This window comes from Bradyrhizobium sp. CCBAU 51627 (assembly GCF_028128765.1).
Taxonomy (GTDB): domain Bacteria; phylum Pseudomonadota; class Alphaproteobacteria; order Rhizobiales; family Xanthobacteraceae; genus Bradyrhizobium.
Window position 1 is genome coordinate 1 of sequence record NZ_LBJG01000065.1, and the last position, 10,991, is coordinate 10,991.

At 63.9% G+C, this 10,991-nt stretch carries 10 protein-coding genes; 4 read left to right on the plus strand and 6 right to left on the minus strand.

The window, feature by feature from the left end; translation table 11 throughout:
• Positions 1-235 precede the first annotated feature (235 nt).
• Positions 236-766 (minus strand): bifunctional 3-hydroxydecanoyl-ACP dehydratase/trans-2-decenoyl-ACP isomerase, encoded by a 531-nt coding sequence (gene fabA / locus XH88_RS25805; protein ID WP_271671060.1) that lies wholly within the window; start codon positions 764-766, stop codon positions 236-238.
• Positions 767-860: 94 nt separating this feature from the next.
• On the minus strand, positions 861-1,394 hold the full coding sequence (locus tag XH88_RS25810; RefSeq protein ID WP_271671061.1) for a winged helix-turn-helix transcriptional regulator: 534 nt from the start codon (positions 1,392-1,394) through the stop codon (positions 861-863).
• Between the two features lie 134 nt (positions 1,395-1,528).
• Here XH88_RS25810 and XH88_RS25815 point away from each other — a divergent pair, with 134 nt between their 5' ends.
• On the plus strand, positions 1,529-2,449 hold the full coding sequence (locus XH88_RS25815; RefSeq protein WP_271671062.1) for an alpha/beta fold hydrolase: 921 nt from the start codon (positions 1,529-1,531) through the stop codon (positions 2,447-2,449).
• A 91-nt stretch (positions 2,450-2,540) separates the two neighbouring features.
• Here the strand turns inward: XH88_RS25815 and XH88_RS25820 are convergent, their stop codons facing one another.
• The 3 genes from XH88_RS25820 to XH88_RS25830 all read right to left on the minus strand — a co-directional run bounded on the left by XH88_RS25820 (position 2,541) and on the right by XH88_RS25830 (position 6,465).
• On the minus strand, positions 2,541-3,608 hold the full coding sequence (locus XH88_RS25820; RefSeq protein WP_271671063.1) for a GGDEF domain-containing protein: 1,068 nt from the start codon (positions 3,606-3,608) through the stop codon (positions 2,541-2,543).
• A gap of 129 nt (positions 3,609-3,737) precedes the next feature.
• On the minus strand, positions 3,738-5,222 hold the full coding sequence (locus XH88_RS25825; RefSeq protein ID WP_271671064.1) for a DEAD/DEAH box helicase: 1,485 nt from the start codon (positions 5,220-5,222) through the stop codon (positions 3,738-3,740).
• A gap of 280 nt (positions 5,223-5,502) precedes the next feature.
• Complete coding sequence (locus XH88_RS25830) at positions 5,503-6,465, minus strand: helix-turn-helix transcriptional regulator (RefSeq protein ID WP_271671065.1); 963 nt, start codon at positions 6,463-6,465, stop codon at positions 5,503-5,505.
• Between the two features lie 190 nt (positions 6,466-6,655).
• On the opposite strand from XH88_RS25830, the gene XH88_RS25835 reads away from it, so the two are divergent.
• Positions 6,656-8,179, plus strand: coding sequence for a caspase family protein (locus XH88_RS25835; RefSeq protein WP_271671066.1), 1,524 nt, complete (start codon positions 6,656-6,658; stop codon positions 8,177-8,179).
• A 42-nt stretch (positions 8,180-8,221) separates the two neighbouring features.
• Here XH88_RS25835 and XH88_RS25840 read toward each other — a convergent pair whose 3' ends face one another.
• Positions 8,222-8,506 carry a hypothetical protein gene (locus tag XH88_RS25840; RefSeq protein WP_271671067.1) on the minus strand — a complete coding sequence of 95 codons (285 nt, stop codon included), beginning with the start codon at positions 8,504-8,506 and terminating at the stop codon, positions 8,222-8,224.
• A 119-nt stretch (positions 8,507-8,625) separates the two neighbouring features.
• Between XH88_RS25840 and XH88_RS25845 the strand changes: the two genes are divergently transcribed.
• Both XH88_RS25845 and XH88_RS25850 read left to right on the plus strand, forming a co-directional pair.
• Positions 8,626-9,918 (plus strand): FAD-dependent oxidoreductase, encoded by a 1,293-nt coding sequence (locus XH88_RS25845; RefSeq protein WP_271671068.1) that lies wholly within the window; start codon positions 8,626-8,628, stop codon positions 9,916-9,918.
• 145 nt (positions 9,919-10,063) lie between these two features.
• The gene (locus XH88_RS25850) at positions 10,064-10,831 is read left to right on the plus strand and encodes an outer membrane protein (RefSeq protein WP_271671069.1); all 768 of its coding nucleotides are present in this window, start codon (positions 10,064-10,066) and stop codon (positions 10,829-10,831) included.
• The last annotated feature ends 160 nt before the right edge of the window (positions 10,832-10,991 follow it).

The window sequence follows — 10,991 nt, forward strand, 5'->3', positions numbered from 1 at the left end:
TTGGCTCAGCCTGTTGCTGCGCCAAATCCTCTCGGCTCTCACCGCCGCGCTTCAGGCCATTCCAGCCTGAAGCCAGAGTTCTTCACGGACGACCAAGAAGGCGGTCCGGTAGGTAGGCAAGGCGGCTTGTCCGCCGTAGCTCGCAGAGCGGAAGCGTGCCCACCGTTCGAAATGATCATGTCGAGATCGTGGACACGGCGCGATGCGCCTTTGCCCGCCCTACGAGACCGTCTGCTTAGTCGACAGCCTTGGTCAGGCCCACCCGCATATCCTTCGCCACGAGCACGCTGACACCGTCCGCAAACACGCGGCCGTCAGCAATCCCGAGCACCAGCTTGCCGCGCCGGACCATGCGCATGGCCACGTCATAGCGCACGGATCGGGTCTCCGGCGTGATCGCGCCCGTGACCTCGACCTCGCCGACGCCGATCGCGCGGCCCTTGCCCGGCGAGCCGGACCATCCCAGCCAATAGCCGATCATCTGCCACATCGCGTCCAGCGCGAGGCTTCCCGGCATCATTGCGTCACCGCGATGGTAGCAGTCGAAGAACCAATGATCCGGCACTATGTCCAGCTCGCCGACGATGTGCCCCTTGCCGTATTCGCCGCCGTCCAGGCTGATCTCGTTGATCCGGTCCATCATGAGCATCGGCGGCGCCGGCAACTGCGCGTTGCCTGGACCAAAATAGCCGCCTTCGCTCGATCTCAGCAGCTCGTTCTTGCTGTAGGACGGTTGCGGCGTATGAAAATCGTGGGGATTGGGCACGACGACAAATTCTCGCGGGCAGGCCGTAGGGCGGTGATGAAGATGTCGTTCGTCAGATCAGGTTGTCAAGCGTAGTGGTTTGCGGCTCGTGCCGCTATGGCCGCTCTTTCTGCGTGCGGGACTTGGAGGCCCGGCGCTTTGCAGGCCGGGGCTGCCGGTTTGCCGTTTCCATCTCCGACGTGTTCGGCGGTCGTCGTATGACGGTGTCGCTGGGACCAAGAATGCGTCCATCCTGGGCACGCAATTCCAGCCGGCGCACGGGGAGGGTGGATTTCTTGTCCACCAGCAGCACGTGGCTCTCATCGGGCGCGAAGAAGAAGTCCTCACCCCACTGCCTGAGCGCTGCAAGAACCAGGAACAGCCCGCGTCCCTTCTCGGTCAGCTCATATTCCTGATATGGGCCTCCTTCCGCCGCGGGTACGGCGTCCATGATGCCGTGCGCGACAAGATTGCGCAGCCGGGCCGACAGGATGTTCTTGGCGAGTCCGAGGCTCCTCTGAAATTCGCCGAACCGCCGCGAGCCGTCGAAGGCATCGCGCACGATCAAAAGCGACCACCAGTCGCCGATCGCATCCAGAGGACGCGCGACGCCGCACAGCGAGTCTTTGTGGCTCACTCTCTTGCCCATCGTGACCGATCCGCCGCTCCTCTGCGCTTCGCGTTGAGCGCGCGCCCACTGCCGATATTAGTGGTTGCAAACTAAAACCTCAAGCGCTAGGCCATCGTGGTTGCAATCTAAAACCGCGTTACGTCGAGGAAGCCATGATCCGATCCGACGCCACATTCGGTGGCACCTTCGCCTTTGCGCCGCATTTCACCGATGCCTCCGCTTTCCGGATGCATTTCGTCGACGAAGGCCCCCGCGATGGCGAGGTGGTGCTGTGCCTGCATGGCGAGCCGACCTGGGGCTATCTATTCCGCCACCTGATTCCGATGCTGGGCGCGACACACCGCGTCATCGTTCCGGACCACATGGGATTCGGGAAGAGCGAGACGCCGGCGACGCGCAGTTACTGGCTCCAGGACCACATCGACAATCTGGAAAAATTCGTTCTCGCGCTCGACCTCACCGACATCACGCTCGTGATGCACGATTTCGGCGGTCCGGTCGGCATGGGACTCGCCGCGCGGCATCCGAACCGGATCCGTCGGTTCGTCTCGACCAACGGTCCGACGCCGTTTGGCCAGGCGGATCTGCTCGCGCGCGTCACGGCAAATGCTGTTGTTTCACCCTGGTTTCGCTGGATTGCGCAGGCCGAAGCCGAGGGCAATCTCGAAACCGTGCTCGGGCAGCTCGGCTTCAATATCCTGAGCACGCTGAAGCTGAATGGTTTCGAGAACAACGCGATCATCACCGACGACTGGCTTGCCGCCTATGGCGCACCCTTTGCCAGTCCGGCCGAATGTCTCGGGGCGATCGGCTGGGCCAAAGGTTTTGCAACCGGCGCTCACCGCTTCGAAGCACCCGATGCGGCAGCAGATCGCGCCATCCGCGGCAAGCCCGCGCTGGCGATCTGGGGCGAGGCGGATCGCACACTTCATGCGGCGCATTTCCTGCCGCTCTTCGAGGCGGTTTTTCCCGGCGCGCGGGTCCATCGCCTCGCGGGGGTTGGCCATTATTGTCTCGAGGATGCCCCCGAGATCGTCAATCCTCTGATCTCGGCGTTCCTCGATCAGACCTGATCCTTGCCGGAAAAGCTCAGACCGAGGACGCCTTTGGTGCAGGACGAGACCGCGAGAGCTTCCAGATCAAAACTAGATTTGCCACGATCACTCACGCCACCCGGTTGTGCGTCTCGACGGCGTATTCAGGATCGGCTTCACAAATCACGCGGTTGCGGCCGTTGCGTTTGGCCGCGTAGAGGCAAGCATCGGCGCGCTCGATCAGCGCGTCGGTGTCGTCGCCCTGCTTCAGCATCGAAACGCCGACGGAAATGGTGACGCGGCCGAGGATCTCGCCGGTGGACTTCTTCTTCAACTCCTTCGCCATCACGGCGCGGCGGATGTGGTCGGCGACGGTGAGGGCCTGGCGCAGCGCGGTGCTGGGCAGCACCACCGCAAACTCCTCGCCGCCATAGCGCGCGGTGATGTCCTGCCCCTTGATGGTCTGCTTCAACGACAGGCCGACCAGCCGCAGCACCTGGTCGCCGGTGAGGTGGCCGTAGGAATCGTTGAACGACTTGAAATGGTCGATGTCGAGCAGCAGCAGCGACAGGGGCTCGTCGCTGGCAAGCGCGCTCTGCACGGCCATGCCGATCATGCGGTCGAAATATTTGCGATTGCCGAGACCGGTCAAGGGATCGGTCAGGCTTTCGGCGCGGATCGCTTCCAGGCTCTGCTGGAGATTGCTGATCTCGTTCTTCGACAGGCTCAGCCGGTCTTCCAGCGTCTTGTTGGTCTCGCGCATTTCGCCGGTCGAGCGCAACAGCGCTTCGACGATCGCCTTGATCTGCTCGCGGCTTCCGGCTGAGGAGAGTTGCTCGCTTGCGCCCGACAGGCTGGCGTCGTAGGTGCCGGTCATGCCGATTGCGTCGCTCAGTACCGTCATCACGTCGTCGATCTCGCCGATGACGCGCGCACCGACCTTGTCGATACGGTCGGTCGTTTTGATGTGGGAGAGATAGGTATCGTAGATCTGCTCGAGATCGGCTTCGGTCAGCTTGCCGTTGCGTGCGAGCGTCTCGTTGATGATCTTGTTCAGCGGGGCGTTGTAGCCGGTCGCGTAGACGTACCAGATCTCGTAATTGCGGGGAATTGCGGTCTGCTTCAGCGACCGAATCTGACCGAGCGCCACCTCGGCGAACGCCATCGTGCGTTCGTGTTCATCGAGCACCTTGACCACAGAACATACCCCACGACGGTCGGTGCGCCCATCGACCGCAGCAATGCTTAAATTATGTTCGTAGGCTAACGGACGATGATGAACGGTCAGTAAACGTTCGGCTATTCAACTCAGACGTGCATAGTGGTGTCAGGCCCCGGCGGGGGAGCGGACCGGTCGTAACAAGAACGCCGGGAGATGCGAGTGATCGCCGGGCTCGGTATCGACCTCGCGTTGACGGCGCGGCTCGGGACGACCGATCGACGGCACGTGCGAATGATTGGCCTGGGGGCGCGAACCATGGCGCGGCTCCGAAGCGTGCCCGGTTTCGCGCTGCGGCCTTGCCTCGCGTGCCGGCCTTGCTTCGGCCGAATGCCGTGCCTCGCGCGGCTCGTGGCTGCGCTCGCGGTCACGGCCGCGCTGCGGCTTGCCGCGTCCGCCGCGGGAACGCTCACGACCGCGCTGCTCGCGCGGGCGGTCGCTTGGCTCGCCGCTGTCGGCGTGAACTTCGTAATCGCCCTCGGCGCGCGGAATGCTCTGGCCGATCAGCTTCTCGATTGCGGTCATCGACTTCTGGTCGAGCGGCGTCACGATCGAGATCGCAGTGCCGGTACGGCCGGCGCGGCCGGTGCGGCCGATGCGGTGGACGTAGTCGTCGGCGTGGTGAGGGACGTCAAAATTGAAGACGTGGCTGACCTCGGGAATGTCGAGGCCGCGGGCGGCGACGTCGGAGGCGACGAGGAGGGGCAGCTCGCCCTTGCGGAACTGGTCGAGCGCGGCCATGCGGGCCGGCTGGTCCATGTCGCCGTGCAGCGCGCCGACGCTGAAGCCGTGCTTCTGAAGCGATTTGTGAACGATCGCGACCTCGCGCTTGCGATTGCAGAAGATGATCGCGTTCTTGAGATCCTTGGCCTCGCGCAGGAGGCGCCGCAGCAGCTCACGCTTCTCGTGCGCCTCGCGGCCGGCGGGCACCTGCGACTGCGTCACGGTGACGGCGGTGGTGGCGGGCTTGGAGACCTCGACCTTCTGCGGATTGTGCAGGAAGGCTTCGGTGATGCGCCGGATCTCCGGCGGCATGGTCGCTGTGAAGAACAGGGTCTGCCGCGTGAAGGGGACGAGCTTGCAGATGCGTTCGATGTCGGGAATGAAGCCCATGTCCAGCATGCGGTCGGCTTCGTCGATGACGAGCAGCTCGACGCCGGTGAGCAGCAGGCCGCCGCGTTCGGTATGGTCGAGCAGACGGCCCGGAGTGGCGATCAGCACGTCGACGCCGCGCATCAGCTTGGCATCCTGGTCGCCGAACGAGACGCCGCCGATCAGGAGGGCGACGTTGAGTTTCTGGCCGGCCCCGTAGCGGTCGAAGTTTTCCTTCACCTGCGCAGCGAGCTCGCGGGTCGGCTCCAGGATCAGCGTGCGCGGCATGCGCGCCCGGGCGCGGCCCTTCTCGAGAATGGTGAGCATGGGCAACACGAAGGCTGCGGTCTTGCCGGTGCCGGTCTGGGCGATGCCGAGCACGTCCTTGCGTGCGAGGACGTGGGGGATCGCCTGTTCCTGAATGGGGGTGGGGTTGGTGTAACCGGTGGCCGCCACTGCGGCGAGGACTTTTTCGGACAGTCCGAGATTGGAAAAGGACATTGAGCCTCTGGTCGAAACCGCCGTTCGGAATCGAGGGTAAAAAGGCTGTCGCGTTCCACCCCGAAACGGCGCGCTCTCAAAGAAGCTGGGGGTGCTGACTCACGCGAACAAAGCGCAAGGCTCAGGAATCGCTCCTCGATCTGAGCCGCGTCGACCCGGAACATAAGGAGGAATCCGCCAAAGTCAATGGAGCGCACGCGGGAAGGCCCTAAAAAACCTAGGGTTTTTGCTCAAATAGCGGGCGCGGCTCGGCTTTTCGCTGCGGTGGCCAGGCGGGTGGTTAACGCGACCCTGCGGCCTTGGCCCGGAAATCGCCGGGCGCCATGCCATAGGCGGCGTTGAAGACCCGATAGTAGGTCGCGAGGCTCTCGAACCCGCAGGCGACGGCGATGTCCGCGACTAGCCGCTGCGGCGCTTCGCGCATCATGCGGCGGCTTCTCTCCAGCCGTTCCTCGGTCACGGTCTGGGAGAAGCTGCGGTCGGTCGCCTCGAACAGCATGTGCAAATGGCGCACGGAGACGCCGAGCAGATCGGCCACCCGCGTCGGCGCCAGATCGGGGTCCTGCAAATGACGCGCAATCAGGCGCCGCGCCAGCGACAGGCGGGCGGTCCGCAGCGCGGCCTGTCCGCGCCGGCTGCCCGGCCTGACGATACCGCGCTCGATCAGCGCCAGGTGCCCCAGCGCCTGCACCAGCGACGCGGGATCGCGGGAGCCATCGTTCGCGGCAGCCTCGCCGAGATCGGCAAAGCAGGCATCGAGCAGGGGGTGCAGAGCCGGATCGTTGAAGGGTTTTGGCGCAAGCTCGCGCATGCGCTTGTCCTGAGTGGCGAGGGCGCGAACGGGGATCTTCAGGATGCGCAGGTGAAAGCCTGAAGCGCCTAGCGGCCTGGTGCGGTAGGGCAGGTCGGTATGGCTGGTGGCGAAGTTGCCATTGGCAATCGCGAAATCGCCGGAGCGCATGCCGCCGAACCAGCCGCCGCCACCGAGCTGCTGGTAGACGCAGATGCTGTCGCCCGGCGCACGGCCGATGTCGGCTTGGCTCCGTTCGACCGCGTACGACGAGGCCTTCAGCTCGACCAGTCCGCCGCCGCCGACCTGGCTGAGCGAGAACTCACCATGGAAGTCGTCGCGCCGTTCGCGATCGAGTTCCGCCGTGACCCCGAACAGCCCCTTGGCGCGAACTTCGCGCCAATAATCGAAGCGTTCGTGCGGCTCGACCTCGTCGGTGCACCAGCGATACACGGCAGCCCCTCGTCTCGAATGAATTGCCTCTCAGAATGAGCAGATTCCGCGGGAATCTGCCATAGGCGAGATGACAATGAGCAAGCTCCGAGCGGTTGAACCCTCGATGGGACTGGACCGACTATCACATCAACGGCGCAGGGTTCCGCTAGGAGCCCAGGGGGAGCCGTTCTGCAAGAGGAATGTCACGATGACGCGGCGGTTTTTCAAAGCTCTGGCAGCACTTGGCCTGGCGGCGAGCCTCAGCGGTTTCGCGGGCGTTGCCCACGCCGAAAAGCGCGTCGCGCTCGTTATCGGCAACAACGACTACAAGAACGTTCCAAAGCTGCTGAAGGCCGTCAACGACGCCCGCACCATGGGCGACACGCTGAAGCAGCTCGGCTTCCAGGTGATGGTCGCTGAAAACCAGAACCGTCGGCAGTTCACCGAGACGCTGCTCGCCTTCGACCGGGCGATCGAGCCCGGTGACACCGCGTTCTTCTTCTATGCCGGCCATGGCTTCGAGATCGCGGGTCAGAACTATCTGCTGCCGACCGACGTGCCGGCGGCGACGGAAGGCCAGGAAGAGCTGGTGCGCGATGCCTCCATTCTGGCCGATCGTGTCGTCGAGCGTCTTCAGAACAAGAAGGCGCGCACCTCGATCCTGGTGTTCGATGCCTGCCGCAACAATCCGTTTGAACGATCAGGCACGCGCGCGGTCGCCGGCGGCGGCGGGCTGGCGCCGATGACGCAGTTGCCCGAGGGCGTGTTCTCGGTGTTCTCGGCCGGCCCGCGCCAGACCGCGCTCGATCGTCTGTCCAGCGACGATGCCAATCCCAATTCGGTGTTCACGCGCACCTTCGCCAAGGAGCTGCTGCAGCCCGGCGAAAATCTCGTGCAGGTCGCGCAGCACACGCGCCGCCTGGTCAGCGAGATGGCCGACACCGTCAAGCACAAGCAGGTGCCGGTTTATTTCGACCAGATGGTCGACGACGTCTTCCTCAATGGCGCCGTGAAGGATACGGCGACCGCCGCAGCGCGACCGGCCGATCCGCCGCCTCAGAAGGTCGCGGCGCTGCCGCCGGTCGCTGTGCCCCGCGTGCCGCGGGAGGAGACCACCAACGCGCCGATCGCGAGCTTCTCGCGCCACAACGGCGGCTGGAGCGTGACATTCTCCTTCGCCGATCCCACCATCGGCATTTCCTGGCGCATGGCCGGCAATGGCGATTTCCGAGAGACCGGATTCATGGACACGCTCGATCCGCGCACGCGCAAGCGGATGCCGAACCCGTCGATCGAGCTGCCTGCGGATGCGCAGGCCGGCACCATCGAGGTTCGTTACGTCGATGCCGCCGGCGACATGCAGGGCCCGTTCCCGATCAAGTTTGATCCCGAAGCCGCGCTGATCCGCGACCAGCGCAAGATCCTCGACATGACCGCCACGAGTTGGCTGTCCTTCCGTCAGTTCAACGGGCTGCTGGTCTACTATTCCCATCTGCTGTCGTACCGCTGTGCGATCCGCGAGGCGCGGATCGGCATCGACACGGCGGTGCCGGACAAGGTGCTGAAGCTGCCGCCTTGCGATCTTCGCGATCCCTCTGCCATCACGGCCGGCATGCTGCTCTACGAGAAGCTGCCGGCCGCGACGCAGTTCATGTCCGTCGAATTGACCTATCGCGACGGCAGCGTATCCGAGGTCAAGACTTTCCGTACGGCGAACCGCAGCAACAATTGAGCCGCGCCTGGAGGATCTCGAGGAGGGCGGGGTGCCGCTCCGCTAGGTCCGAGGTTTGCGGATGAAGCGCTTGAGAGAGTCGAAGGCCTCGATCAAGGGCGGCGCGAGCGAGAAGAACGCCCCCATGGCGATCGAGATGATGACGTGGCTGAGCAGGAGCTTCTCCTGTTCCTCGAGCGGATCGCCACGCTGATCGATCGGAACCGGCGCAAGTGCGCCCGTCTTGCGCGGATACGGACCGCGCGCCTTGCGCGGCGGCAGCATGATCACGACAAAAAGCACGTTGATCAGCAACCAGATGCCAAGCACTATGAGCAGGGTGCGCACTGCAAGATCATCCTCAAGTCAGCCGAAACTGTCGACGACGGGACGATCACTCGGAAACCCAGCCAACCAGCTCGGACTTGTTGTATCGCGGGCAGACGAGGGTCGTCAGCGAGGATCGGATGGGTGAAGCAGATACGCCACGGCACGTCCCGCGTCACTCCGTGAAAACCCGGTGTTGCATCGTTGGCGGCGGGCCCGCCGGCATGATGCTCGGTTATCTCCTCGGGCGAGCCGGCGTCGATGTCGTGGTGCTGGAGAAGCACGCCGATTTCTTCCGCGACTTTCGCGGCGATACCGTGCATCCCTCGACGCTTCAGGTGATGGACGAGCTCGGTCTGATCGACGGTTTCCTCAAATTGCCGCATCAGCGCCTGCAGACGATGGACGGCCTGATCGGCGGAACCAGTGTGCGGATCGCCGACCTGCGGCGGCTGCACACGAAGTACCCGTTCATTGCCTTCATGCCGCAATGGGATTTTCTGAATTTCCTGCGCGAGGCCGGCAAGCGCTTCGCCTCGCTCAAGGTGATGATGAGCACGGAGGCCGTCGACCTGATCCGCCACGGCGAGATCATCGCCGGCGTGCGTGCCAGGACGTCCGACGGCGTTGTCGACATCGGGGCCGATCTCACCATCGCGTGTGACGGCCGGCACTCTACGGTGCGCGAGCGTGCGGGCCTCAGCGTGGAGGAGATCGGGGCGCCGATGGACGTGCTGTGGTTCCGGGTGGGGCGAACGCCCGACCAGACCGAGAATTTGTTCGCACGTGTCGAGTCCGGAAAGATGATGGTCACCTTCGACCGCGGCGACTATTGGCAATGCGCCTATGTCATCGCCAAGGGGCAATATGATGCGGTGAAGGCGAGGGGATTGCCGGCGCTGCTCGACGACGTCGTGCGCATGGCGCCAATCCTCGAGCACGGCATCGCCGAGGTGAAGAGTTTTGACGACGTCAAATTGCTGACGGTGGCGATCAATCGCTTGAGCCGTTGGGCACGACCCGGGTTGCTTCTGATCGGTGACGCCGCGCATGCAATGTCGCCGGTCGGCGGCGTCGGCGTCAATCTGGCCGTGCAGGATGCGATCGCGACCGCCAACCTGCTTGCGGACAAATTGACGCGCGGCTGCCCAACCGAGCATGAGCTCGATGCCGTCAGGCGGCGCCGCGAGTTCCCGGTGAAGGTGACGCAGGTGATGCAGGTGGTCGTGCAGAACAACATCATCGGCGGTGCGCTGACGAGCGGCGGTCGGCCGCTCAAGGTGCCGCTTCTGTTGAGGCTGATCTCCGCATGGCCTTGGCTTCAGGGCATTCCGGCGCGCGTGATTGCGATCGGCGTGCGGCCCGAGCACGTTCATTCGAAAGCCGCGCCGACATCCCAGCGCAGGGATTCGGTAGGGATAATGTCCCGTTAAGTTGCGCTTTCTGCGTTGCGCGCGTGCAACAGCGCGAACGGATTCAAAGGTCACCACGAGCCGATCCCACGCCTTAACTTTCTTGATTCAAATTTGAGTAAGAACTGCGTGTGAGCGTGCGCCCATCAAGGACACGGGGTGTACCATGCGTAACAAATTGATTGCTGCCTTTGCCTGCACGACCGCTCTGGTTTCGACCGGCGCCGCTTCTGCCGCCGATCTCGCCGCGCGGCCCTACACCAAGGCGCCTGCCTATATCGAGCCGCTGTTCAACTGGACCGGCTTCTATGTTGGCGGCCACATCGGCGGCGCATGGACCAACGAGCAGTTCATCAACAACGGTACGGGCGCGGCGTTCGGCGACCTGACGCCGGGCCAGGGCTATCGCCAGCGCAATTCGGGCGTCATGGGCGGCGCGCAGATCGGCTACAACTGGCAGGCCAACAACTACGTGTTCGGTATGGAAGGGACGATCTCCGGCCTCGACAACAAGGGCACGATCGTGAACACCGCGTTCGCTCCGGCCGGCAACGTCTTCAGCTGGCGCGCCAACGTGCTCGCAACGGTGGTCGGCCGTGCCGGCTTCGCCGTGCAGAACAACCTGTTCTACATCAAGGGCGGCTATGCCGGCGTCAACAACCGCCTGTCGGTGACCGACACGGTCGGAGTGACCGGCTCGGGTGGTCAGACCCATTGGGCGAACGGCTGGACCGTCGGTGCCGGTTGGGAATACGGCATCACCCGCAACTGGATCGTCGGCCTCGAATACAATTACGCGGCGTTCGGCAGCCAGACCTATCAGCTCGGCGGCACTGCGGGTAACTACACCTTCGATGCCAAGCCGCGCGACATCCAGTGGGCTGTCGTCCGCGCCAGCTACAAATTCGACGCGCCCGTGATCGCGCGCTACTGAGCAACAAACGACCAATCGAAGAAAAGATCACGACCAAATTAAAGCCCCGGCTTCCACCGGGGCTTCTTTTGTGTGCCGAGTATGAACGACAGCTTGGAGGTGGAAGTCCTCTATCCAGCCTGATGGTGGCGAAGGATTAGCCAAGCGCAAGGGCGTTACC